General features: G+C 72.3%; 27 protein-coding genes. 14 read left to right on the top strand and 13 right to left on the bottom strand.

The window, feature by feature from the left end:
• Nucleotides 1-12: 12 nt before the first annotated feature.
• The 3 genes from BMZ30_RS12700 (at nt 13) to BMZ30_RS12690 (ending at nt 1,677) form a co-directional block, all read left to right on the top strand.
• Complete coding sequence (locus BMZ30_RS12700; protein ID WP_093379505.1) at nt 13-654, top strand: IMPACT family protein; 642 nt, start codon at nt 13-15, stop codon at nt 652-654.
• A gap of 67 nt (nt 655-721) precedes the next feature.
• A complete protein-coding gene (locus BMZ30_RS12695; RefSeq protein ID WP_093379502.1) occupies nt 722-1,201 on the top strand; it encodes a hypothetical protein in 480 nt (159 codons plus the stop codon).
• 131 nt (nt 1,202-1,332) lie between these two features.
• Entirely contained in the window at nt 1,333-1,677 is a 345-nt protein-coding gene (locus BMZ30_RS12690; protein WP_177191376.1) for a DUF8129 domain-containing protein, read from the top strand.
• 64 nt (nt 1,678-1,741) lie between these two features.
• Here BMZ30_RS12690 and BMZ30_RS13820 read toward each other — a convergent pair whose 3' ends face one another.
• Both BMZ30_RS13820 and BMZ30_RS12680 read right to left on the bottom strand, forming a co-directional pair.
• Complete coding sequence (locus BMZ30_RS13820) at nt 1,742-2,431, bottom strand: hypothetical protein (RefSeq protein ID WP_177191375.1); 690 nt, start codon at nt 2,429-2,431, stop codon at nt 1,742-1,744.
• 310 nt (nt 2,432-2,741) lie between these two features.
• Nucleotides 2,742-3,062: a hypothetical protein gene (locus BMZ30_RS12680; protein WP_093379500.1), complete on the bottom strand. Its 321-nt coding sequence runs from the start codon at nt 3,060-3,062 to the stop codon at nt 2,742-2,744.
• A 35-nt stretch (nt 3,063-3,097) separates the two neighbouring features.
• On the opposite strand from BMZ30_RS12680, the gene BMZ30_RS12675 reads away from it, so the two are divergent.
• Nucleotides 3,098-3,805, top strand: coding sequence for an AzlC family ABC transporter permease (locus BMZ30_RS12675; RefSeq protein WP_177191374.1), 708 nt, complete (start codon nt 3,098-3,100; stop codon nt 3,803-3,805).
• Complete coding sequence (locus BMZ30_RS12670; RefSeq protein ID WP_093379636.1) at nt 3,798-4,124, top strand: branched-chain amino acid transporter permease; 327 nt, start codon at nt 3,798-3,800, stop codon at nt 4,122-4,124. The genes BMZ30_RS12675 and BMZ30_RS12670 overlap by 8 nt, the downstream gene beginning before the upstream one ends.
• Before the next feature lie 106 nt (nt 4,125-4,230).
• On the opposite strand, the gene BMZ30_RS12665 is transcribed toward BMZ30_RS12670, so the two are convergent.
• Nucleotides 4,231-5,289: an asparaginase domain-containing protein gene (locus BMZ30_RS12665; protein ID WP_093379495.1), complete on the bottom strand. Its 1,059-nt coding sequence runs from the start codon at nt 5,287-5,289 to the stop codon at nt 4,231-4,233.
• Nucleotides 5,290-5,298: 9 nt separating this feature from the next.
• Nucleotides 5,299-6,438 (bottom strand): FUSC family protein, encoded by a 1,140-nt coding sequence (locus BMZ30_RS12660; RefSeq protein WP_093379492.1) that lies wholly within the window; start codon nt 6,436-6,438, stop codon nt 5,299-5,301.
• 188 nt (nt 6,439-6,626) lie between these two features.
• Here BMZ30_RS12660 and BMZ30_RS12655 point away from each other — a divergent pair, with 188 nt between their 5' ends.
• From BMZ30_RS12655 to BMZ30_RS12645, 3 genes are all read left to right on the top strand, one after another.
• A complete protein-coding gene (locus tag BMZ30_RS12655; protein ID WP_093379489.1) occupies nt 6,627-7,277 on the top strand; it encodes an SDR family oxidoreductase in 651 nt (216 codons plus the stop codon).
• A 79-nt stretch (nt 7,278-7,356) separates the two neighbouring features.
• Nucleotides 7,357-8,658: a M18 family aminopeptidase gene (locus BMZ30_RS12650; RefSeq protein WP_093379486.1), complete on the top strand. Its 1,302-nt coding sequence runs from the start codon at nt 7,357-7,359 to the stop codon at nt 8,656-8,658.
• A gap of 52 nt (nt 8,659-8,710) precedes the next feature.
• Nucleotides 8,711-9,067, top strand: a complete 357-nt coding sequence (locus BMZ30_RS12645) for a DUF952 domain-containing protein (protein WP_093379483.1) — start codon at nt 8,711-8,713, stop codon at nt 9,065-9,067.
• Nucleotides 9,068-9,124: 57 nt separating this feature from the next.
• On the opposite strand, the gene BMZ30_RS12640 is transcribed toward BMZ30_RS12645, so the two are convergent.
• The 5 genes from BMZ30_RS12640 to BMZ30_RS12620 form a co-directional block, all read right to left on the bottom strand.
• Nucleotides 9,125-10,285 (bottom strand): ABC transporter ATP-binding protein, encoded by a 1,161-nt coding sequence (locus tag BMZ30_RS12640; protein ID WP_093379634.1) that lies wholly within the window; start codon nt 10,283-10,285, stop codon nt 9,125-9,127.
• Nucleotides 10,286-10,341: 56 nt separating this feature from the next.
• Complete coding sequence (locus BMZ30_RS12635; protein WP_093379480.1) at nt 10,342-12,081, bottom strand: ABC transporter permease; 1,740 nt, start codon at nt 12,079-12,081, stop codon at nt 10,342-10,344.
• A 93-nt stretch (nt 12,082-12,174) separates the two neighbouring features.
• Nucleotides 12,175-13,221, bottom strand: coding sequence for an ABC transporter substrate-binding protein (locus tag BMZ30_RS12630; protein WP_093379477.1), 1,047 nt, complete (start codon nt 13,219-13,221; stop codon nt 12,175-12,177).
• Nucleotides 13,222-13,437: 216 nt separating this feature from the next.
• The gene (locus tag BMZ30_RS12625) at nt 13,438-14,142 is read right to left on the bottom strand and encodes a response regulator transcription factor (RefSeq protein WP_093379475.1); all 705 of its coding nucleotides are present in this window, start codon (nt 14,140-14,142) and stop codon (nt 13,438-13,440) included.
• On the bottom strand, nt 14,139-14,969 hold the full coding sequence (locus tag BMZ30_RS12620; RefSeq protein ID WP_093379472.1) for a sensor histidine kinase: 831 nt from the start codon (nt 14,967-14,969) through the stop codon (nt 14,139-14,141). The genes BMZ30_RS12625 and BMZ30_RS12620 overlap by 4 nt, the downstream gene beginning before the upstream one ends.
• A 41-nt stretch (nt 14,970-15,010) precedes the next feature.
• Here BMZ30_RS12620 and BMZ30_RS12615 point away from each other — a divergent pair, with 41 nt between their 5' ends.
• Nucleotides 15,011-15,661 carry a GNAT family N-acetyltransferase gene (locus BMZ30_RS12615; protein WP_093379470.1) on the top strand — a complete coding sequence of 217 codons (651 nt, stop codon included), beginning with the start codon at nt 15,011-15,013 and terminating at the stop codon, nt 15,659-15,661.
• Nucleotides 15,662-15,689: 28 nt separating this feature from the next.
• Here BMZ30_RS12615 and BMZ30_RS12610 read toward each other — a convergent pair whose 3' ends face one another.
• Nucleotides 15,690-16,451, bottom strand: a complete 762-nt coding sequence (locus tag BMZ30_RS12610) for a hypothetical protein (protein WP_093379467.1) — start codon at nt 16,449-16,451, stop codon at nt 15,690-15,692.
• The gene (locus tag BMZ30_RS12605; RefSeq protein ID WP_093379465.1) at nt 16,448-17,347 is read right to left on the bottom strand and encodes an ABC transporter ATP-binding protein; all 900 of its coding nucleotides are present in this window, start codon (nt 17,345-17,347) and stop codon (nt 16,448-16,450) included. The genes BMZ30_RS12610 and BMZ30_RS12605 overlap by 4 nt, the downstream gene beginning before the upstream one ends.
• A 172-nt stretch (nt 17,348-17,519) precedes the next feature.
• On the opposite strand from BMZ30_RS12605, the gene BMZ30_RS12600 reads away from it, so the two are divergent.
• From BMZ30_RS12600 to BMZ30_RS12590, 3 genes are read left to right on the top strand one after another with little or no spacing between them, the layout of a single operon-like run.
• On the top strand, nt 17,520-18,737 hold the full coding sequence (locus BMZ30_RS12600; RefSeq protein ID WP_093379462.1) for a sensor histidine kinase: 1,218 nt from the start codon (nt 17,520-17,522) through the stop codon (nt 18,735-18,737).
• The gene (locus tag BMZ30_RS12595) at nt 18,725-19,396 is read left to right on the top strand and encodes a response regulator transcription factor (protein WP_229828420.1); all 672 of its coding nucleotides are present in this window, start codon (nt 18,725-18,727) and stop codon (nt 19,394-19,396) included. The genes BMZ30_RS12600 and BMZ30_RS12595 overlap by 13 nt, the downstream gene beginning before the upstream one ends.
• Before the next feature lie 60 nt (nt 19,397-19,456).
• The gene (locus BMZ30_RS12590) at nt 19,457-20,830 is read left to right on the top strand and encodes a DUF2254 domain-containing protein (protein WP_093379459.1); all 1,374 of its coding nucleotides are present in this window, start codon (nt 19,457-19,459) and stop codon (nt 20,828-20,830) included.
• Here BMZ30_RS12590 and BMZ30_RS12585 read toward each other — a convergent pair whose 3' ends face one another.
• Together BMZ30_RS12585 and BMZ30_RS12580 are read right to left on the bottom strand one after the other, a co-directional pair.
• Nucleotides 20,831-21,259 carry a hypothetical protein gene (locus BMZ30_RS12585; RefSeq protein ID WP_143073209.1) on the bottom strand — a complete coding sequence of 143 codons (429 nt, stop codon included), beginning with the start codon at nt 21,257-21,259 and terminating at the stop codon, nt 20,831-20,833. It abuts the gene before it with no gap.
• Nucleotides 21,260-21,300: 41 nt separating this feature from the next.
• Nucleotides 21,301-21,819, bottom strand: coding sequence for a GNAT family N-acetyltransferase (locus tag BMZ30_RS12580; protein WP_093379454.1), 519 nt, complete (start codon nt 21,817-21,819; stop codon nt 21,301-21,303).
• 88 nt (nt 21,820-21,907) lie between these two features.
• Between BMZ30_RS12580 and BMZ30_RS12575 the strand changes: the two genes are divergently transcribed.
• Both BMZ30_RS12575 and BMZ30_RS12570 read left to right on the top strand, forming a co-directional pair.
• Nucleotides 21,908-22,825, top strand: coding sequence for an SDR family oxidoreductase (locus BMZ30_RS12575; protein WP_093379452.1), 918 nt, complete (start codon nt 21,908-21,910; stop codon nt 22,823-22,825).
• Nucleotides 22,826-22,903: 78 nt separating this feature from the next.
• Nucleotides 22,904-23,686, top strand: a complete 783-nt coding sequence (locus tag BMZ30_RS12570) for a VOC family protein (RefSeq protein WP_093379629.1) — start codon at nt 22,904-22,906, stop codon at nt 23,684-23,686.

The following is a 23,686-nucleotide window of genomic DNA, read 5'->3' as shown; positions in this document are numbered from 1 at the left end:
GGCCGGGACGCCGTGCTGCCCTCGACCGTCGCCGGCGAGACCGTGCACGAGCTCGTGATCAAGAAGTCCCGGTTCCTCGCGCGCGCCGTCCACGTCGCGTCGGTGGACGAGGCGGACGCCGTGATCGCCCGCGTGCGCAAGGAGTTCTGGGACGCGCGGCACTCCTGCACGGCGCTCGTCGTCGGGCCACACGCGGACCAGCAGCGCTCGAACGACGACGGCGAGCCGTCCGGCACCGCGGGCGTGCCCATGCTCGAGGTGCTCCGCCAGCGCGACCTGACCGACGTCGTCGTCGTGGTCACCAGGTACTTCGGTGGGGTGCTGCTCGGGGCCGGCGGGCTGGTGCGGGCCTACTCGTCGAGCGTGTCCGAGGTGCTGGACCGGGCGCCGCTCGTGCGCCGCGCGCTCATGGACGAGACGACGATCGAGGTCCCGCACGCCGAGGCTGGTCGGCTCGAGCACTTCCTGCGGGAGTGGACGACGGCGCGGGGTGCGGTGCTCGACGACGTCACCTACGGGGGCACGGGCGTCACGTTCGCGCTGCTCGTGCCGCCGCGGCGGCGCGAGGTGCTGGCAGCCGACCTCGCCGCGACGAGCGCGGGGGCCGTCGAGGCCACCGTGGTGGGGCAGCGGGTCACGAACCTTCCCGGGTGACGACCCTTGTCCCGGGGCGGCCGCGCTGCTCGGCGCCTCCGCTGCCGGCACGGCCACGGACCGCGACGTGGCAGCCGGCCCCCCGGACGGCATCGACGCGCTGGTCGACCCGATCATCGGCGACAACTACCCGATCTACTCGGGCAGCGGGTTCCACGACGACGGCACCGCCTACGTCGCCTTCACCGGTCCGCTGCCGGCCGCTGACCGCGACACGATCCTCAGCCACGGTGACATCACGCTGATCGAAGACGCGGCGCTCGATGCCGGCACGGCCGACGCGCTGTCGGCCGAGCTCTTCTCCGCCGCCGCGGCGTCGGCGGACGGCGCCACGATCAGCCTGCACGTGGACCCGCTCGATGGTCACGCGGAGCTGGTCAGCAGCGCGCCGCTGCGCGGTGACGTCCCGACACCGCCCCCCGGAGTCACGGTCACGCTCACCGTCGACCCGAGCCTGTCCGCATCCGCCGACGCCGCCTGGAGCGACGCCGTCGGGAACGAGGCGGACGGCATGCACGCCCTCAATGCGGCGTTCGAGGAGCGCTGAGCGCTCGGCGCCCTGCGTCTGCGCAGCGACCGCGCCCGAACTGCGCCGATTGTCCCGCGGTGGCACGCTGGAGTGGCACGACCAGCGCGCCGCGACGCCACCGACGACCCGAAGCGAGGGACGACAGCCCGATGACTGACAGAGACCAGCTCCCCATCCCCGACTACGACCACCTCGCCGTCGGGACGCTCGCGCACCAGATCCGCTCGCTCGACGCGAGCGGGCTGCAGGCACTCCTCGACTACGAGAAGGCCCACGGCAACCGGCTGCCCGTCGTCCAGGTCCTCGAACGGCGGTTCGGCGAGCTGCAGGACGGCGACGAGCCCTCCGGCGGCGACCCGACCACGAGCGGCACCCAGGGACGCTCGTCGTCCCAGCGCGGCTCGGCTGTGACGCCCGGTGGGCCGGCGCCACGGTCCGCGCAGGCAGCCGGTGACCGCCACGCCTTCACCAACCCGGCGCAGAAGGACCGCTGAGCCGGACCGCCGAGCACTGCCAGTGAGCCAGCCGCTCCCTCCGGGCGGCTGGCTCACGTGCTGCTCAGCTGTCAATGCTGCGGAACTCGGTCTGCGCCACGAGCGCCCGGTCCGGGTAGAACTGCATCGCGCACGGCCCGGCCTCGCCGAGGAGGTCCGGGACGACCCACTGCCCGTCGACGTGCACCAAGTAGGCGGTGCGCGGCCGCATCTCCGGCGCGCACGTCTCGCCCTCGGCGAGCTGCGTGCGGGTGTCGCGCGGGCGGTCGGCGAGCACGTCGAGCAGCTCGGCGACCGCGACCGCCGCGAACTGCACCTGGTACTCCCCGGGCGGACCGCCGGGCCACGCCATCCCCTTCGTCGACGTCGAGGCACACTTCGCGATCACGTCCACGCGGGCGACGCTGCCCGCCAGGATCGACGCATCGCCCTGCCGGCCGAGCTCGCCGGCGATGATCCGGGCGCACAGGTCGCGCGCCTCCGCCGCGAGCGCGTCCGACGGCGCGGGCAGGGGCCGGAGCGTGCCGGCGTCCGGTGGCGGCTCGGGGCTGGTGGGCTCCGGGCTGGTGGGCTGGGGGCTCGTCGGATCGGTGCCGGTGGGCTCCGGCGCGGTAGGGGTGGGCATGGTCGACGTCGTCTCCTCGCTCGTCCCGGACGGGGACGTCGTGGGCGCGCCGTCGGAGGGCTCGCCCGTGCACGCGGCGAGCATCAAGCACGCCGCCAAGGCTGCCGCCCCGACCGTCCGACGTCGCATGGTCGCTCCTCGTGGCCGGTCACCCCCGGCCCTGCTCCCACGCTAGGACTTCTGCGTCCCGCGGGCGAGGGCAAGCACGTCATCGAGCGCGAGGGGCGGCCCCGGGGCACCCACCTCTCTTCCCCGTCCGCGCCCTCTTGCGCGCGTGACTTCGTCAGTTTGGTCGCGACTTCGTCAGCTGCAACTGACGAACTCGCGCCCAAACTCACGAAGTCGCGGATGGGGGGCGCCGGGGGCGCTGGGGGTGCTGGGGTGCTGGGGGTGCGGGGGGTGCGGGGCGGCGGGGGGTGCGGGGCGGCCGGGCGGCGGTTCACCACATGACGGAGCGCTCGCGCTCGCCGCGGCGGATCGGGTACCAGCGGTTGCCGTACCGCCGGGTCACCGCGCTGCCCTCGATGTCCGCGAGCGCCCCGGTCGTCGCGCACACGTGGTCGGCGACCCGGAAGGCGGCGGGGTTGTCCTCGGCGAGGAACCGCACGGTGATGCGCGCCTGGCCCCGCACGACGCCGACGTCCCACGCCTCGACCGTCGTGAGCTCGCGTCCGGCGTCGGCGGCCGTCGGCAGGATGGTCTCGGGGTCGACGCCCGGGGCGAGGGCCCCGACGGTCGCAGTCACGCGGTAGGACGGCACCGAGCCAGGGTAGTCGCGCGGGCTACGGTGTGGGCGTGGAGGAGGGACAGGGACGCGCGGCCTACCCGGCGCTGCGGGCCGCGGCGGGCGACACCCTCGCCGTCGGGTTCGGTCTGTTCCCCCTCGGGGTGGCGTTCGGGGTGCTGCTCGTGCAGTCCGGCTTCGCCTGGTGGTGGGCGCCGGTGTTCTCGATCATGATCTACGCCGGGTCGCTCGAGTTCCTGGCGGTCGGCCTGATCCTCGCCGCCACGCCGCTCGCGTCGATCGCGCTGACGACCTTCCTGGTGAACTTCCGCCACGTGTTCTACGCCCTGAGCTTCCCGCTGCACCGCGTGCACGGACCCTTCGCGCGGCTCTACGCCCGGTACGCCCTCACGGACGAGGTGTACGCCGTCACCGCGACCCGTCCAGCCGACACCCTGAGCAGCGCCCGCATCGTCTGGATCCAGGCGCTCTGCCAGGGCTACTGGGTCCTCGGCGGCGTCACCGGCGCGCTGGTGGGCTCGGTGATGCCCGACGTCGAGGGCATCAGCTTCGCGCTCACGGCCCTGTTCGTGGTGCTCGCCATCGACGGGTTCCGGGCGCACCGGGACGTGCCGGCACCGGTGCTCGCCCTGGTGTGCGCGCTGCTCGCGCAGCTCGTCGTACCGGACTACATGCTCGTCGCGGCGATGACGGCGTTCGTCGTCACGCTCGGCGTGCGGTACGTCGTCGTCGAGCGCGGGGGTGGTGCGCTTGCCTAGCACCGGCTATGTCCTGGCCGCGCTCGCGGTGTTCCTCGTGGTGACGTTCACGCTGCGAGCGGCCCCGTTCCTGCTGATCGACCGCCTGCGGGGCTCGGCGGCCGTCGCGTGGCTCGGCGCGCGCATGCCGGTCGGGATCATGGTGATCCTCGTGGTGTACACGCTGCGCGAGACCCCGTTCACGGCGGCTCCGCACGGCGCGCCCGAGCTGGTGGCGCTCGCCGTCACGGTCGGCCTGCACCTGTGGCGGCGCAACGCGCTGCTCAGCATCGTCGGTGGCACGGCGCTCTACGTCGCGCTGACGGCCCTGCTCACCTGACGTCGGGGTCGGTTCTGCGCGAACCGACACGTGAGCTGTCGATCTGCCCAGAACAGCGACTCGGTCGGAGGCTCTTCGGACGCCGGGCGTCAGCAACCTCGCCCGCTCAGCCCGCGACGGCCTCCACGACCGCGCGGAACTCGTCGTCCGCGACCCCGGCCGCGAGGGCGAGCACCACGAGCACCCGTGCCTTCGCGGGGCTGAGCCACCCACCGGGAAGCACGCCCCGGCCGAGGAGGTCGATCTCCCCACCGGGGTACCCGTACGTGCGGGTGAACGCCGGTCCCGAGCCGGTGCGGCTGCACAGCACCACGGGCATGCGGCCCGCGAGCGCCTCCACCCGCGCCGCGGCGTCGGCGGACACGTGCCCGGCCCCGGCGGCGGCGAGCACGACGGCGTCGTAGGCAGCGCCGTCGTCGGACCCCGTCCTACCCTCGCCCGCGCGACCCAGCCCGGCGAGGAGCGCGAGGTCGTCACCGATGCCCGCCTGCACGACGGCGACGCGCGGACTGACGCGTCCGGTGACCCGAGCGAGGCCGACGATCCGGTCGAGCCCCCGGGAGGAGAGCGGCACCGGGCGCGCCCCGAAGGTCACCCAACCCTCGGCGACGACCGCGACCGGGCCGAACGGCTCCGAGCTGAACGCGTCCGTGCTGAACGTGCTGGTCTTGGCCACCCAGCGAGCCGCGTGCGTGCGGTCGCCCAGGTGCACGAGCACCCCGGCCCCGCGTGCGTCGGCGCTCGCGGCGACCAGCACGGCCCCCACGAGGTTCGCCGGGCCGTCCCCGCCTGGCGCCGAGCGGTCGCGCAGTGCGCCCGTGACGACCACCGGGACCGCCGCGGCCGCGCCGAGCAGGTCCAGCGCGAACGCGACCTCCTCGATCGTGTCCGTGCCCTGGGAGACGACGACGCCGTCGACCGGCGCACCCGTGAGCGCCTCCCCCTCCGCGAGCGCCACGGTCATGTCCCGGAGCGCGAGGACGTCGTCGAGCGTGAGGGAGACGGACGGAGTCATGCGCAGCTCGACGGGCACGAGCTCGACGTCGGGCAACCAGCGCAAGACGTCCTGCAGCAGGGCGGAGGCACCGCTCACGGGCACGACGCCGGGGGTCGAGGTGCGCTCCGAGCTGATGGTGCCACCGAGGGTGACGAGGGCGATTCTCATGGCGCGAACCTATCCGCCGAGTCGGTCCGCCCGCCCCGCGGCGTCCTCGACCGCGGTCACGGCCTCGGGTTGCGTCGCCCCGGTGGCGCGCAACAGGTCCACCGCGGCGCTGCGCACCTGGCCCACGAGGACCGCGCTCGCGTGGGATCCGGGCAGGAGGCTGGACGACGTCGTCGCCGCGCGCAGCGCCCAGGTGCGCACGTCGTCCGCGTCGGCGTGCCCCGTGACCCACCGCTGGAGCTCCTCGACGGCCCGCACGACCTCCTGGAGCGCCTGCACGTGCCCGGAGGTGACCGCGGGCTCGCCGTCGTCGGTGGCGCGGTGCCGCACCAGGTTGGCGGCGGCCCGGCACAGGGCCCGCCCCGTGGACAGCATGATCACGACCCGGGACGCGACCGCCGTGACGGTGCGCACGGCGAAGTGCCGCTCGCGCCGTTCGACCTGCCGCCAGGCGAGCCGTTCGCGCGTGGCCGCGAGGGCCTCGCGGATCTCGGACCGGGCGTCGTCGAGGTCGTTCATGTCCTCGAGCGCCTCCTCCGCCATCGCCAGCGAGCCCGTCTCGACGGCGCGTGCCGCCTTGCGCAGCGCGTCCGCCAGCCGCCCCAGCACGCTCGCGGTGATCCCTCGGGCCAGGCGGTACGGGTCCGGGGAGGCGACGGCGTTGAGCACGACGGCGACGACGCCGCCCACGAGCGCGTCGCCGAGCCGCACCCAGGCGCTGGCGTCGAGGTACGGCGCGAGCGCCATGACGACAACGGCGGCCACGGCTGCCTGGTTCGCCATGAGTCCGCTGGGGCGCGCCGCCACGGCGATCGTCATGGCGACGAGCACTGCCAGGGTGAGCTGGAAGGTCCCGACGCCGAGCCACCGGGACAGCAGGTCGGCGGCCGCGAGCCCGACGACGACCCCGACCGAGATCTCCGACGCCCGGCGCACTCGTTGACCGGCAGCCAGGCCCGTGGAGACGACGGCCGCGATCGGGGCGAACACGGAGTTCTCGGGCCCGAACAGGAGTCCCGCCACGAGGAACGCCAGGCCGGCCGCCGAGGCCGCGAGCAGCAGCGAGGGTGCGTGCGCACGCACCCGGCGCGCCACGGCCCGCAGCGGCACGCGGCGTCGCGCCGCTCGCAGGCGACGTCTCCCGTCCACAGGGCTCCTCTCGGTCGCACGGGAGCGGGGACGCGGCGTGGCTCACGCGAGCGCCGGCCCGGCACATCCTCCAGCGTGCCCGCGGTGGCGGCGGGTCGCATCCGGGCCCCCAGATGCCCACGGCAGCGCACCGACCTACGATCGAACGACGGTTCAGCACGCATCCGAGACCCAACTACGGAGGCAGCATGAAGGTCGTCATCATCGGCGGGCACGGCAAGGTCGCCCTGCGGCTCGCCACGATCCTGTCCGACCAGGACCACGAGGTCACCTCGGTGATCCGCAACCCCGCGCAGAGCGCCGACGTCGCGGACACGGGCGCGGAGCCCTACGTCGCCGACGTCGAGCACCTGGACACCACGGCGCTCGTCGACGTGGTCTCCGGGCAGGACGCCGTGGTGTGGGCCGCGGGAGCCGGCGGGGGCTCGCCCGAGCGCACCTACGCCGTCGACCGCGATGCCGCGATCCGGGTGATCGACGCCGCCGAGCAGGCCGGTGTGCCGCGCTTCGTCATGCTCTCCTACTTCGGGGCGAGCCTGGACCACCAGGTCCCGGGCGACGACCCGTTCTTCGCGTACGCCGAGGCCAAGGCCGCCGCCGACCAGCACCTGCGCGACAGCGCGCTCGAGTGGACGATCGTGGCGCCGTCCGCGCTCACGGACAAGGACGGCACGGGACAGATCCTCACCGCAGAGTCGGGCGCCACGGCCAGCGAGGTCTCGCGCGACGACGTCGCGGAGGTCATCGCCGAGGTGCTCGCCACCGGTAGGGCGAGCGGGCGGATGGTGGAGTTCAACAACGGCACCGTGCCGATCAGCGAGGCGCTCGCGGCGCTCTGAGGCCGCGGCCAGCCAGCGGGCGCCCCCGCCGCGTGCAGGTGCGCCCCGGCGTGTGGGTGGACAGTGATTGGATGGGGCCATGCCTGCCACGGACGCCGCCTCGTACATCGCTGACTTCGCCTCCTTCATCGAGGCCTCGCCGTCGTCGTACCACGCTGCCGCAGAGGTGGCCCGGCGCCTGGAAGAGGCAGGGTTCACACGTCTCGAGGAGTCCGAGTCCTGGGAGGACGCGGTCCCGAGGGGGTTCGTGGTCCGGGACGGGGCCGTCATCGCGTGGGCGCAGCCGAACGGCGTGACTCCGACGACGCCCTTCCGGATCCTCGGGGCGCACACCGACTCGCCCGGCTTCAAGCTCAAGCCATCGCCCACGACCACGAACGCCGGGTGGCTGCAGGCCGGCGTCGAGGTCTACGGCGGGCCCCTGCTCAACTCCTGGCTCGACCGTGAGCTCGAGCTCGCCGGCCGCCTCGTCACCGCCGACGGTTCCGAGCACCTCGTCCGCACCGGTCCCTTCCTGCGCATCCCCCAGCTGGCGATCCACCTGGGCCGGGACGCCAACGACGGGCTGAAGCTCGACCGCCAGCGCCACGTCCAGCCGGTGTTCGGCGTCGAGGGCGCGAGCACCGCCGACGTCGTGGCGCACCTCGCGTCGCTCGCGGGCGTCGAGCGGGAGGACGTCGTCGGCTACGACGTCGTCACGGCGGACACCCAGGCCCCGCGCCGGTTCGGTGCCGACGAGGCGCTGTTCGCCGCAGGGCGCATGGACAACCTCAGCTCAGTGTTCGCCGGACTCATGGCACTGCTCGACGCCGCCGCGCCCCGCGGTGGCGGCCGCCGCGCGAGCGCCCGCCGGCTCGGGCACACGAGCGTGCTCGCCGCCTTCGACCACGAGGAGCTCGGCTCCGAGACCCGCTCGGGCGCGAGCGGCCCGTTCCTCGCGGACGTCCTGACCCGCCTCAGCGGCGGCACGGATGCCGAGCGCCTCCAGGCGTACTCGGGCTCGTGGTGCGTCTCCGCGGATGCCGGGCACGCCGTGCACCCGAACTACCAGGAGAAGCACGACCCGACCAACCGGCCGGTTGCCGGCGGGGGTCCGCTGCTGAAGATCAACGCGAACCAGCGTTACGCGACCGACGCGCACGGCGCTGCCCTCTGGGCTCGGCTGTGCCAGGCCGCGGGCGTCCCCGTGCAGGAGTTCGTCTCGAACAACACGGTGCCCTGCGGCTCCACGATCGGCCCGCTCACGGCTACCCGCCTCGGCATCCGTACGGTCGACGTCGGCATCCCCCTGCTGTCGATGCACTCGGCGCGCGAGCTTTGCCACGTCGACGACGCCACAGGGCTGGCCCGCGCGGTCGCGGCCTTCTTCGCCGGAGCCTGAGACAGCTCCCGGAGGTCTGGGCACGCGACCTGTGCTCCGCTAACGTCCCGCCATGGAGATCTACCACCTCACGCACGCGGCGGACTGGGACGAGGCCCAGGTCGTCGACAGCTACGAGGTGTCGACGCGCGGAGCGACCGTGCACCAGATGGGGTTCATCCACTGCTCGACCGCCGCGCAGCTGCCCGTCGTGGCACGCAACGTCTACGGGAGCGACCCCGCCCCGCTCGTCGTCCTCGTCATGGACGACGAGACCATCCGCGCTGCCGGCACGGAGGTCCGGTACGAGGAGGGCGGCGACGCGGGGTTCGACGAGCTCTACCCGCACGTCTACGGTCCCATCGACCCGGCGTGGGTCACGGGTGTCCGACCCGCCGCTCTCGACGACTCGGGGGCGCTGCACTGGTGACGGGACGAGCCCGAGCGCACCTGGGCACCTCGGCGGGCAGGCCGACGGGCGGTCAGGTCAGGCCGGAAGCAGCCAGGCGCGCTCGGAGTTGAAGGAGAGCGACACCGCGTCGCCCTCAGCGAGGATCGATTCGGTGCTCGGGTCCGGCACGACGACGACCACGGTGCCGTACTCGCTCTCGACCTCGTACTCGACGCTCTCGCCGTAGAACACGACGGACAGCACACGGCCGTGGTCCCCCAGGACGTCATCCCCTGGAGACGCCACCTCGACCGGAGCGAGACGCATCGACTCCGGGCGCACGAGGAGCGTCACCCCTGCACCCGCGACGCAGGCGGGGTGCGCCGGGACCTCGACGTCGCGCCCCAGCACGCGCACCCGTGCGGTCGCGTGGCCGTCGGCCCGCGGGGTGACGGAGACGGCCTCGGCGTCGAGGAAGTTCGCGCGGCCGATGAAGTCCGCCACGAAGACCGAGGCCGGGTGCCGGTAGATCTCGTCGGGTGTCGCGGCCTGCTCGATCCGTCCGGCGTTCATCACGACGATCCGGTCGGACATGCTCATGGCCTCGGTCTGGTCGTGCGTCACGTAGACCGACGTGATGCCCAGACGCTTCTGCAGCCGCCGGATCTCGAGACGCATCTGCACCCGAAGCTTGGCATCCAGGTTGGAGAGCGGCTCGTCGAACAGGAGCACCTTCGGTTTCATGACCATCGCTCGCGCCAGCGCGACGCGCTGCTGCTGACCGCCCGAGAGCTGGTTGGGCGCCCGGTCCGCGAGCCCGAGCAGGTTCATCGACGTCAGCGCGAGGTCGACCTCCTCCTTGAGCGCCGCACCGGACATCTTGCGCAGCGTGAGGCCGTAGGCGACGTTCTCCCGCACGGACAGGTGCGGGAAGAGCGCGTAGGACTGGAACACCATCGCCATGGGTCGCTTGTTCGGCGGCTCGACCACGATGTCGTCGTCGTCGAGGAAGATGTGCCCCGACGTCGGCTCCTCGAACCCGGCGATCATGCGCAGGGTGGTCGTCTTGCCGCACCCGGACGGGCCCAGCAGCGTGATGAACTCCCCGGGCTCGATGTCGAGGACGAGCTCGTCGACCGCGCGGACCGTCTGCTGCCCCTGGCCGAACTCCTTGACGATGTCGGTCAGGCGCAGCCGCCCGATGTCGGCGTGCCGGGCGAACGCCTCGGTGGAGTCGGTGAGCTGGGTCGTGGCCATGGTGAGCTCCTTGCCGGCGTAGCGTGCAGAGGGGGACGAGAGTGCGGGGCGGGCGCTCATGCGCCGCTCGCCGCGACCGGGACGGGGGTCCTGCCCCGAGCCGCGAGGTTGAGCAGACCGATCACCGTCATGACGATCACGATCAGGATCGTGCAGTACGCGAACGCGTTCCCGAAGCGGCCGGAGTCGACCTCGGACAGGATCTGGGACGTCATGATCTTGGTCTGCGGCGTCGTGATGAAGATGATCGGCGACAGCGTCGTCATCGACCGGGCGAACGCATAGGTCAGACCGGAGAGCAGTGCGGGCCTGATGAGCGGCAGGGTCACCCGCCGGAAGGTCGTCACGCCGGTCGCGCCGAGCGACGCCGACGCCTCGTCGATCGCGGGGTCGATCTGCTGGAGGGCCGCGACGCCCGAGCGCTGGGCTGAGGGCATCGAGCGGATCACGTAGACCATGACGATCGCGACCGCCCCGCCGAACACCGCGGCTCCCCCGGCGAAGGCTGGGAGCAGCTGGACGTTGCCGACGACGAGCGGGCGGTTGAAGGCCAGCGCGTAGCCGATGCCGACGACCGTGCCCGGGACGGCGAGCCCGAGCATGCCGGCGAAGTCCATCAGGCCTCGACCGCGCTTGAGCTTGCGGACGACGAGCCAGGCGACCAGCATGCCGAGGATCGCGGCGATCGGCGTCGCCAGCAGGGCCAGCACGGTGGTGTCGATCATGGCGTCCGAGCCGATGCCCTGCACCACGTACCGGTAGTTGTCGAGCGTGAAGGTGTTGTTGACCCCGAGGATCTGCACGAACCCGCCGATGATCACGGTGGCGTAGATCGTCACGATCAGCGCGGCGATGCCGAACACCACCACCATGAGCGGCACGCGTGCCCAGCCCTCGATCTCACGCACCCGTCCGGACGGCTTGCCGGTCACCGACACGATGCTGCGGCGGCTGCTCCAGTACCGCTGGACCAGGAACACGAGCAGGGCCGGCACCAGGAGGAACACGGAGTAGGCCGAGCCGCTCGCGACGTCGTACTCGCCCGTGATGGCGATGTACGCACGGGAGGACAGGACGGTGAAGTCACCGCCGATCACGAGAGGGTTGGCGAGGTCGGCGATCGCCTCGACGAACAGCAGCAGGAAGGCGCCGCCGAAGCCCGGGACGAGCATCGGGAGCGTCACGGTCCGGAAGATCTGCCACTTGTTGGCGCCCATGCCCGACGCCGCCTCGTCGAGTGCGGGATCGAGGCTGCGCAGCATCCCGAGGAGGTTCATGTACGCCACGGGGAAGAACGACAGCGCGAGCACGATCGTCAGGCCGGTGAGCCCGTAGATGTTGGTCTCGAGGCCGAAGACCTTGTTCGTGATCAGGCCGCTGCGGCCGAACAGGGTGATGACCGCGGTAGCGACCGCGAACGGCGGCGAGACGATCGGCAGGAGCGCGATCAGGTGCAGCAGCTTCTTGCCCCGGAACTTCATCCGCGCCTGGGCATAGGCCATCGCGAAGCCGATCGCGGTGCCGATCGCCCCGACGAGCGTGCCCAGGATCACCGTGTTGACGACGATCTTGCGGTTCACCGGGGAGGTGAACATCGCCTGGGCGACCTCGAGGCCCTCGGCCGACACCGCGGTGACGAGGATCTTGCCGAGCGGCAGGCCGATCAGGAGGAGCAGGGCCACGGAGACGAGGACGATCACGACGACCGTGGGGATGTCCCGCTTCGTCTTCGTCCGGGTCGTCGGCGCCGCCGGGGCGGCAGCCGGGACCGTCGCCGGCGTGAGGGTGGCTGTCATGGGAGGTGGCCTCCGGGGTCGGGGCGCGAGGGCCCGAGGGTGCTGACGTCGAGCGGTGGACCGGCGGGGCGCTGTGGCCCCGCCGGCCGAGCGTCACTCCTTGGGGGCGGAGGCGATCTCCTCGTCGAACCGCGTCGTCATGCCCTTCTTGGCTGCGGCGGCCTCGACGAAGTCGTAGTCGACGAGGTTCACGTCATCGAGCTTGACCATCCGGTCGTCCGAGGTGGCGTCCGGGTTCGTGAGCACCTGGTAGGACCCGACGGTGGGTCCGAAGCTCTGCGCCTCGGCGGTCAGCGTCCAGTCGATGTACTTCTGGGCTGCGGCCTGGTGCTTGGAGCCCTTGATCAGCGCGACGCCGCCGATCTCGTATCCGGTGCCCTCCTCGGGGAAGGAGACGACGAGGTCCGTCATGCCCTCCTCCTGGTACTTCACGCAGTCGTGCGAGAACACGAGCCCGACGGCGACCTCGCCGCGGCCGGCGATCTGCCCCGGGGCGGTACCGCTCTTGGAGTACTGCAGGATGCTGTTGTGCAGCTGGCTCATGTAGCCGAAGGCCTCTTCCTCGCCGCCCAGCCGCTCGACCTGCGTCCACAGCGTGGTGAACGCCGTGCCGGAGGTGGAGGGGTGCGCCGAGGAGACCTGCTTCTTCAGCTCGGGGGCCAGAAGGTCGTCCCAGGAGCTCGGGACGTCGACGCCGAGCTTGTCGAGGGAGGACTGGTTGGAGCAGAAGCCGAGGACGCCGACGTACACGCCGGTCCAGTAGCCGTCCGGGTCGCGGTACTCCGCAGGGATGGCTTCGGCGTTCGGGGACTTGTAGGCCTCGATGAGGTCAGCGTTCTTCGCGGCACCGAACCCGTCGACCGGTCCGCCGTGCCAGACGTCGAACTCGGGGGAGTCCTTCGACGCCTCGAGGCGGGCCACGGTCTCACCGGACGAGAGGCGCACGAAGTTCGCCTCGATGCCGCTCGTCTTCGTGAACTCCTCGGTCATCTTCTGGCACCAGTCCTCCATGGCTCCGCACGCGATGGTGATCGGGCCGTCCTCCGACTGGCTCCCCGACTGCGAGTCAGCGGCGCAGGCGGTGAGGGTCATGGCGAAGCCCATCACGCTGGCGAGGGCGACTGCCTTCCTGATGTTCATGGGTGCTCCTTTGCACGGTGAAACACGGGATCGCTGCTGGGCCGCGGTAGGAACCGGGCATCTGGGTCGACGTTAGGCCGGGTCCAGCGCACGAGCGGTCACAGCAGGGACACGAAGGGTCACAGTCCTGTGACCTAGGTCCCTTCTCGCCCCGCCGCGGTCGCAGGTCCGTGACCTGCGCTCGTTGCGGGCCCGCACCGCACCGTGAGGAGCCGTTCAGCGGGGCAGCATCCGGTAGCCGACGCCACGGACGGTCAGGATGCGCTCAGGGCGTGACGGGTCGGCCTCGAGCCGCGAGCGCAGCCGGTACACGGCGGTCTTGAGCATCTCGCGGCCGCCCTCGTCCGACACGGTGGCCCAGACCTCGTGGACGAGGTCGCGCCACGCGATCGGCTCGCCCGGTCGCGAGGCGAGGGCGACGAGCAGGCGAAGCTCGTTCACGGACAGCTGCAGGGGCTCGCCCTGGTCGCTCGCGCGCATGGTGGCGAGATCGATCTCGAGGCTCCCGACGACGATCCGGCCGGGGCTCACGGCCGGCCGGGAGCGGCGTACGACCGCCTGGGCTCGCAGCGCGAGCTCGCGCGGGCTGAACGGCTTGGTGAGGTAGTCGTCGGCGCCGGACTCCAGCCCCTCCACCCGGTCCCCCACCTCGCTGCGCGCCGTCAGGAGGATCACGGGCACCTGGTAGCCCTCGCGGATGCGTCGGCACAGGGCGATACCGTCCTCGCCCGGGAGCATGACGTCGAGGACCACGAGGTCGAGCGGCGTCGTCTCGACCAGCTCCCACGCCCGCTCCGCGGACCCAGCCTCGAGGCAGCGGAAGCCCTGGGTCTCGAGGGCGAACGTGACGATCGCGCGCATCTGCGGCTCGTCGTCGACGACGAGCGCGACGGGGGCGAGGGAGGCCTCCGTCGCGGTCATGCCAGCCGCTCCGCGGACTGCACCGTACGGGGGAGGCTGAGCAGCACCACGGTCCCCACGCGTGCGGCGGTGTCGACGAAGATCCGCCCGCCGTGCAGGTCGACGATCTCACGGGTGATGACCATGCCGAGGCCGGTGCCGCTCGTGCGCGCACCGACGCCGAACGGGACGAAGAGGTTCTCCCGCTCCTCGGGCGTCATCCCCGGGCCGTCGTCGGAGACGGAGACGAGGACGTCGTGGTCCCCCTCGGTGATCCGCACGACGATGACGACCCCCTCGCCCCCGTGGCGGGCGGCGTTGTTCACGAGGTTCCAGATCACCTGGCGGATGAGGTTGCGGTCGATGTCGAGCCACAGCGGGGCGCCGCGCGAGTCGAGGAGGATGCGGCCGGGGTGGACGCGCCGCATCTCCCGCACGGTCTGACGCACGAGGGCGCGCAGGTCGGTGCGCTCGACGTGGAGCTCGAAGAGCTGGGCCTCGAGCCGCGCAGTGATCAGGAGGTCCTCGGCCATCGCGATCATCGACTGGCAGTTCTGGGTGATCGTGTCGACGAACTGTCGCTGCCGGTCGTTGAGCGGCCCGGGCGTCTGCTCTGCCAGGAGCTCGGCCGCGCCCTTGACGAGGGCGAGCGGGGTGCGGATCTCGTGCGAGAGCACCGACGAGCGCGAGGCCCGCGCCTGGGCGAGCGAGCGGAGACGTTCGGCCTCGTGCCGCGACGCCTCGAGCCGACGGCGCAGGGTGCGCGCCCGTGCCCACCCGGCGATGGCCGACGCGCCGAGCGCGACGGTCGCGGCGGCCAGCACCCACCACGTCGCCGAGTCCAGCATCCCCGCAGACTACTCCGCGGGCGCAGCGGTAGATTCGCGCCATGACGGACCCGGCCCACCCCACCGCGCGGCTCACGATCCGTCCCGCACGCACCCACGACCCGGCCGAGGTCGAGCGGCTGTACGAGATCTGCCTGTGTACGGGCGCCGACGGCGCGGACGCGTCCGGTCTCACCGCTGAGCCACGCCTGCTGGGCGACGTCTACCTCGGCGCCTACCTGCGCTTCGCTCCTGAGCTGGCGTTCGTCCTGGCGGACGCGTCGGTCGAGGGCCCCGCGGGTGTCGTGGGATACGTCGTGGGCACGGCAGACACCGCTGCGTTCGCGGAGCAGCTCGAACGCCAGTGGTGGCCGTCGCTGCGTGAGCGCTACCCGCTCGCAGCGTTTTCGGCGGGCACCTTCGACGCAGGCCCGGTCCGGGCGATCCATCGACCGCACGCCGTCGACCCTGCGCACCTCGAGCGATACCCGGCGCACCTGCACGTCGACCTGCTGCCGGCGGCGCAGGGCGGCGGCTACGGACGACGCCTGCTCGCGACGCTGTTCGACGCCCTGCGCGCGGCCGGGGCGCCCGGGGTCCACCTCGGCGTCTCTCTGCAGAACACGGCCGCGATCGGGTTCTACGAGCACCTGGGCTTCCGGCGGCTGACCGCCGACGGCGGGCTCCTGGGTCTCGACCTCTCGACCCGGTAGCCCGCCGCGGCGGCTGCGTCCGATCGCGCTACTTCACCTCGCGCCGCGCCATCCGCCACATCCCGGCGGCCAGCGGCAGGAGCACCCACAGCGTGGTCGCGACCGCGAGCCGCGCCCACTCGCCACCGGTCATGGCGCCCGACTCCAGCAGGGGCGCCGTCGCGATACCCAGGTCCAGCCACTCGGCCGGCTCCCGCATGGCCGCGATCAGGTTCGTGACGATCGTCCACGCGGTGGGCAGCACGTAGTACGCGACGAGCGCGACCGGGGTGTTCTGCAGGAGCATCCCGAAGCCCACGCCCTGGGCGATGAAGATGATCTGCATCAAGACGATGCTGCTGATCAGCTGCCCGTCGAGGGACCACACCATGCCGGTGTCCCGCGCGAGCGTGCCGACCACGTTGGCCACGGCGGCGATGAGCGCGGTCGCCACGATGACGACGAGCCCGAGCCCCACGGCACTGACCAGCTTCGCGACGGCCACGCGCAGGCGGCGCGGCTCGTGCGTGAAGGTGACCATGGCGGTCCGCTGGGACCACTCGGAAGTGGCGGCCATGATCCCGATCACCGGGAGCAGGAACATCTGGGGCAGGACGGCCGCCCCGAAGAACCCCATGAAGGTGAGGTCAGCCGGTTCGCTGAGCCACGCGACCGGGACCATGACGAGTGCCGTGATGGCTGCGATGACGATGACGAACCAGCGCCCCGAGCGCGTGTCGAGCTGCTTGCGGAGCTCGACGCGGGAGAGACGGGAGAAGGGGACCGGCGCGTGCACGGCGAGGGCGCTCATGCCGCCACCCCCTCGCGGCTGGTGCTGGCGGTGAGCTCGAAGAAGAGGTCCTCGAGGCCGTTGCTCTGCGCCGCCGTCAGGCGGGTGAGCGCGATCCCCGCGGCGAGCGCCACCTGGCCCACCGCGTCGGGCTTCGCGCTCGTGCTCAGGCCACCGCTGGCGTGCGGGGCGACCTCGATCTCCGCCCGGGTCAGGGCATGGGCGAGCGCGGCGTCGTCGGTGCTCGACACCACGCTACCGGGGACGGCCAGGAGGTCCTCCTTGGCGCCCTGCGCGACGATCCGGCCGTGGCCGATGACGACGAGGTCGTCGGACACAGCCTCCATCTCCATGAGCAGGTGGCTCGAGAGCAGCACGGTGCCGCCCTCGGCCGCGAAGGAAGCCAGCAGCGATCGCATCCAGCGGATGCCCGCCGGGTCCAGGCCGTTGACGGGCTCGTCGAGGACAAGGACCTGGGGGTCGCCGAGCAGCGCTCCGGCGATCCCGAGCCGCTGCCGCATCCCGAGCGAGTAGTTGCGTACCCGCCGCCCCGCCTCGTTGGAGGTGAGCCCGACGACGTCGAGCAGCTCGTCGACGCGCTTGCGGTCGACGCCCATCATCAGCGCGCCCAGGTTGAGGACCTCGCGACCGGTGCGGCCGGGGTGCTGGGCTCCGGCGTCGAGCAGGACGCCGACGTGGCGGCCGGGGTTGGGCAGCGCGCCGTAGGGCTTGCCGCCGATGCGCGCGGTGCCAGACGTCGGGGTGGTCAGGCCGACCATCATCCGCATGGCGGTCGACTTGCCGGCGCCGTTGGGGCCGAGGAACCCGGTCACGCGACCGGGCTTGACCTCGAACGTCAGGTCGTCGACGGCGGTGAAGGTGCCGTACCTCTTGGTGAGTCGTTCGACTGTGATCATGGCTCCACCCTCGCGTCCGGGCCGCTTCCGTCGCATCGGTCTGCGGCATCGCTCGCGGCCCCGGCGCCGCGACCTGAGGCACCAGCGCTCCAACTTTGGTCGGTACCGGCATCGCCGCGCACCCGACCAGGGGACGTGTCGGCAAGTGTCAGGTGCCACCTAGGCTTCCCCTATGCCCGCCACCGCCGCCCCGCGCCTGGCCCAGGACTTTCGCCCGGAGCCGCTGGGCACTTGGGGCAAGACCTGGCGCTTCGTGGTCGCGCTCGTCTTCGGTCTCGCGGTGTTCGTCGGCTCGGTCGGCACTGCCCTGGAGGACGCGACCACCCAGCCGGAACCCGCGCTGGTGCTCGTGGACGTCCTCGCCGGTGTGCTCGCCCTCGTGCTCCTGTGGTTCCGCCGGCGCTGGCCGCTCGCCGTCGGGATGATCGTCGCCGCGTTCTCGGCTTTCTCAGCACTGAGCATCGGCGCCGTGATCCTCACGGTCGTCTCCGTCGCAACCCGCCGCCGCTGGCGCGAGGTGCTGCTCATCGGTGTCCTGTGGCTCGCTGGGGGGTTCACCTTCGAGCAGATCTACCCGACGGTCGAAGGAGCGGCACCCTGGTGGGTGACGGCCCTCATCTCGGTGCTGCTCTACGGCATCTGCATCGCGATCGGCTTCTACATCGGGGCGCGCCGGGAGCTCGTCGCGACCCTGCAGCTGCGTGCCGAGACGGCCGAGCGCGAGCAGTCCGCGCGAGTCGACCAGGCCCGTACGCAGGAGCGCTCCCGCATCGCCCGCGAGATGCACGACGTCCTCGCGCACAGGATCTCTCTGGTGGCCATGCACTCGGGTGCCCTCGCCTACCGCACGGACCTCACGCGCGAGGAGACGGCTGACGCCGCGGCGATCATCCGGGACAACGCCCACCTGGCGCTCCGGGAGCTCCGGGAGGTCCTCGGCGTGCTGCGCGACGACGACGCGTCGGGCGACGGACGGCCCGAGCTGCCCCAGCCCACGCTCGTCGTGCTCGACGCCCTCGTGGCCGAGGCGCGGTCGATCGGCGCGGAGATCGACTTCACGATGGCTCTCCCGGTGTCGGCGCACCTGACGGACCTGCCCGACTCGACCAGCCGCAGCGCCTACCGCATCGTCCAGGAGGCGCTGACGAACGCGCGCAAGCACGCTCCCGGGGCTCCCGTCGTCGTGAACGTGACCGGAGCCCCGGGCGAGGGGATCTCGCTCGAGGTGCGCAACCCCGCCGTCACGCGGGCGGGCGCGCCCCTGCCCCCGTCCGGCCTCGGCCTGACGGGGCTCACCGAACGCGCCGAGCTCGCCGGCGGCACCCTCACGTCCGGCGTGGACCGGTCCGGGGACTTCGTCGTGAGAGCGTGGCTCCCGTGGCAGCGGTGAGCGACGACGGCGTGCGGGTGGTCCTGGTCGACGACGACCCCCTGGTGCGCGCCGGGCTGCGGATGATCCTCGGCGGCGACCGCGCGATCGAGGTCGTGGGCGAGGCTCGCGACGGGATCGAGGCCGAGGACGTCGTCGCCGAGCACGCGCCCGACGTCGTGCTCATGGACATCCGGATGCCGCGCCGGGACGGACTCGCGACGACGTCGGCCCTGCTGCGCCGCTGGCCGACGTTGCGCGTGATCGTCCTGACGACGTTCGACGAGGACGACATGGTGCTCACCGCACTGCGCGAGGGCGCGAGCGGGTTCCTGCTCAAGGACACCCCACCCGAGCGGCTCGTGGACTCGGTGCGTCGCGTCGCGGCCGGGGAGCCCATCCTCTCGCCGTCCGTGACCGCGCAGCTGATCGCGACCGTCGCGGGGGACAACGGCGCCGCCCGGTCGCACGGCGCGCAGGACCGGCTCGAGCGGCTCACCGAGCGCGAACGGGAGGTGGCCGTCGCGATCGGGCGCGGGCTGTCGAACGCGGAGATCGCCGAGCAGCTGTTCATGAGCGTCCCGACCGTGAAGTCGCACGTCGGGCGGCTGTTCGCCAAGCTCGACGTCGACAACCGGGTGCAGATCGCGATCTGCGTGCACGACGCCGGGCTCGTGTAGCGCCCGGTTGCGGCTCCCCCCGCGCGCGGCCATGGTGGAGGCCCAACCTCAGGAGGCTCGATGTCGCGCCGCACCGGCAGGTCCCCCGAGCAGCGCGAGCCGCGCTTCGACCGGTCGTCCGCGGAGTTGTGGAAGTGGCCGACGACCGGCGCGATCGCCGCCGCCGTGCTCGCGCTCCTGCTCGCACCGATCCGCCCCGACCGGGACACCATGTGGCTGCGCACGCTGTGGCCCGGCGACATCGACAACGCCTCCGCCGTCCTCCAGGTGATGGCGGGCGCGTCGATGACGACGATCACGCTGACGTTCTCCCTCACGGTCGTGGCGCTCCAGCTCGCGTCGCAGCAGTTCTCGCCGCGTCTGCTGCGGGACTTCGTCCGAGACCGCGTCACCAAGGCCGTCCTGACCGCGCTCGTGTCCACGTTCGTGTACTCCCTGATCCTCCTGCGGACCTTGGGCGACGACCTCACGGTGCCGGTCCCGGCGATGACGGTCGGGGCCCTGATGGGGCTCGGGTCGCTCGCAGCCGTGCTCGCCTTCATCACGCACATCACCAGCCTGCTCCGGGTCGACACGATGATGCGCACGGTGCACGAGGAGACCAGCGCCGTGATCGACGCCGCGTACCAGCACCGCGACCAGCCCGCGCCGCCCTCCCCGGACGGCCTCGCCCTGGACGACCCTCCCGCTCGTCGGGTCTGCGCGGACCGCAGCGGGTTCGTCAGCGACGTGGACGTCGACCGGCTGGTCTCCGTCGCTCGCTCGCACCACGTCCTCGTCCGGGTGGTCGCCCGGCCGGGGGACCACGTCGTCAGCGGGACGCCGATCGCGGAGATCTGGGACCGCCCGGGCTCGGTCACCGGTGACGCCGACGAACCCGAGCGGCTGGGCGACGAGGTCCGCGGCGCCATCAGCCTCGACTACGAGCGCACGACCCACGCGGACCCCGCCTTCGGGCTGCGCCAGCTCACCGACATCGCGGTGAAGGCGCTGTCCCCCGGCATCAACGACCCGGTCACCGCGGCACACGCGATCGGCCACAACGCCGACGTCCTCGTGCGCCTGGTCCACTCCCACCTGGGCCCGCGCCTGTACACCGACGACGACGGGGCCCCGCGCGTCGTCGTCGGCGACCGGGACCTGCGCTACTTCCTGGACCTGGCCTGCGGCCAGGTGCGCCGCTACGGCCGGCGGGAGCCGACCGTGCTCGGCGCGCTGCTCCGGATGCTCCGCGACGTGGCCATGAACACGCGCGACCTGGCCGAGCGCGCGGAGATCGAGCGGCAGACCACGCTCGTCCTGGACGAGATGACGACCGACCTGCTCGAGCCGGACCAGGAGGACGTCCGCCGGGTCGCCCGCCAGGTCCGCGCCGTGCTCGCGGACGACTCGCTCGCGTACCGGGACCGCTCGGGCGAGACCCGCTCGATCTGACTATCCGTGCGCTGCGCTCGGCGCAGTGTCGTGCCTACGCCAGTACGTGGCGGCGGCGAGCACGAGCACCAGGTAGCCGGCTCCCGCGATCGCACCGACGACGCGGAACGAGTCGAAGCTGTGCTCGGTGATCAGTCCCGTGCCCTCCGCGACCGACCAGGCGCACTCGGCGCGCGGCGGCAGGAGCGAGAAGGACGCAGCCTCGAGCTCGACTCCGGCCGGGTCAGCGAGCAGCTCGTACAGCTCGTGCGACTCTGCAGCCAGGTGGCGCGAGCTCGTGCAGGCCTCGGTCGCGTCGAGCGTGCCACCGGCCTCGACGAGGATGCCCCCGACCCACCCGAGTGCCAGGCCGAGGCCGAGCCCCACCAGCTGGGCGACCAGCAGCGGTCGGGGCCGACTCGTGGCCCATCGGACGAACCTCGCGCGCATCACGTGCCCCTTGCCCCCGGCGGATCGGTCGCCAGACGCTATCAGCGCACCAGCCGGATGTCGTGGACGTTGTCCCAGTGCTCGATGATCTTGCTCGCGCCGTCGGGCTCGAAGCCGTTGCGGGCGTAAAAAGCCCGGGCCCGCGGGTTGTTGATCGCGACCCACACGAGCGCTGGCCGGTCGCCGATCGCGGCGTCGAGCATCGCCTGGCCCAGGCCCGTGCCCTTGGCGCGCTCGAGGGCGTAGATCATGTTGAGCTCGAGGTCTCGAGGGGCGTCCGGGTCTTGGCCGGGGTACGCGAAGGCGAAACCCGAGACGACGCCGTCGAGCAGCCCGACCACGACGCCGTCGGCCCACTCGCCCGTGAGGATCTTCCTCCACAGCCGCTCGTGGTCCGCGACGCGCAGGTTCGCGAGGAGCTCGTCGGACAGGATCCCCGGGTAGGTCTCTCGCCACGCCTGGACGTGCACCGCCGCGAGCGCGGGGACGTCGTCCGGCGTGCCGCGGCGTACCGCGACGCGCGCGCGGGCGGGGGCGGCGGGGGCGGCGTCGTTCGGCACGCCACGAGGATAGGACGCTCCCGGGTGCGAGTCTCCCGTCCCTGTCGCATCGTGGAACTCCGAGACCCTGCACGAAGGAGTCACCTCGATGTCCGACGACGCCCACACCACCACCGCGGACCAGCTCGTCTTCCAGTCGCCCGTCGACCGCTACCCGGCGATCGAGCCGCCGGAGCAGCACCAGCCGGAGCCCGGCCTCGACGCGGAGATGACGCCGATGGCGGACCTCGGCGAGCACTCCTACCGCGGCACCGGGCGGCTCGAGGGCCGCAAGGCGCTCGTGACCGGGGGCGACTCGGGCATCGGCGCCGCGGTCGTCATCGCGTACGCCCGCGAGGGCGCGGACGTCGCATTCACCTACCTCCCCGCCGAGGAGGAGGACGCCCAGAAGGTCGCGCGCATCGTCACCGAGTCCGGACGCCGGTGCGTCCCCATCGCCGGTGACCTCGTGGATCCCGCGTTCGGGCCGGAGGCGGTCGAGCGTGCCGTTGCCGAGCTCGGCGGTCTCGACATCCTGGTGAACAACGCCGGCAAGCAGATCGCCGTCGAGAGCCTCACGGACCTCACGGACCAGCAGGTCGAGGAGACGTTCCAGGTGAACATCCTGGCGATGTTCCGCACCACGCGTGCGGCGCTTCCCCACCTGGCGGCCGGGTCGACCATCATCAACACCACGTCGGTCGTCGCGTACCAGCCTCCGCCGGTGCTCCTCGACTACGCGGCGACCAAGGCCGCCATCAACAACTTCAGCAAGGGGCTCGCGGAGCAGCTCGCGCCGCAGGGGATCCGGGTGAACACCGTGGCACCCGGTCCGATCTGGACGCCGCTGCAGCCCAGCGACGGTCAGCCGACCGAGGCGCTGCCGGAGTTCGGGCAGTCGACCGCGCTCGGGCGCGCAGGACAGCCGACCGAGCTCGCGCCCGCGTACGTGTTCCTCGCCTCCCCCGAGTCCAGCTACGTCGTCGGCGCCACGATCCACGTGAACGGCGGCATGCCGACCCCGTGACAGCCGGGGGCGCCGAGGTCTAGCCTGCGGGTGTCGGGATCGTCCGATTCGCGGAGATCCGTGGACGAGGAGACCGCCATGCCCGCTGTGACCACCTTTCCCCTCGGCGCCCCCTGCTGGATCGACCTGATGAGCTCCGACGTCCCCGGGGCCAAGCGCTTCTACGGTGAGCTCTTCGGCTGGGAGTTCGTCGACGGTGGGCCGGAGTACGGCGGCTACCTCACCATCACCTCCCACGGGCTCGACGTCGGCGGTCTGATGGCCCAGGAGGAGGGCTCCGAGATCCCCGACTCCTGGTCCGTCTACCTCTCGGTCACCGACTCGTCGGCCGTCGCGTCCCGGGTGGAGGGCCAGGGGGGTGCCGTCGTCGTGGAGCCGATGACCGTGCCCGACATGGGCACGATGGCCTTCTACATGGATGCCGTGGGCGCCGGGATCGGCAGCTGGCAGCCGGGCTCCTACCCGGGCTACGCCGTCGTGGACGAGCCGAACGCACCCGGCTGGCACGAGCTCGTCACGCGGGACTACGCGAAGGCCGTCGACTTCTACACCGCGGCCTTCGGGTGGCAGACCACCGACATGGCCGAGCCCGGCTTCCGGTACACGCGGCTCATGGTCGACGGCAGGCCGTACGCCGGCATCATGGACGGGGCGGGTCTCCTGCCCGACGACGTCCCCAGCTACTGGCGGACGTACTTCAGGGTGACCGACGTCGACGCCGCGGTCGAGCAGGCGACGACGCTCGGCGGCGCGGTCCTGGAACCCCCGACCGACAGCCCCTACGGCCGCATGGCGCTGCTGGCGGACCCGAGCGGCGCCGTGTTCATGGTCTACCAGGTCGAGACCACCGACGAGGCGTGA

This window comes from Flavimobilis marinus (assembly GCF_900113055.1).
In the GTDB taxonomy this organism is placed as follows: domain Bacteria; phylum Actinomycetota; class Actinomycetes; order Actinomycetales; family Cellulomonadaceae; genus Flavimobilis; species Flavimobilis marinus.
The sequence above is the reverse complement of the archived record's forward strand: the minus strand, read 5'-3'. Positions and strand labels throughout refer to the sequence as shown.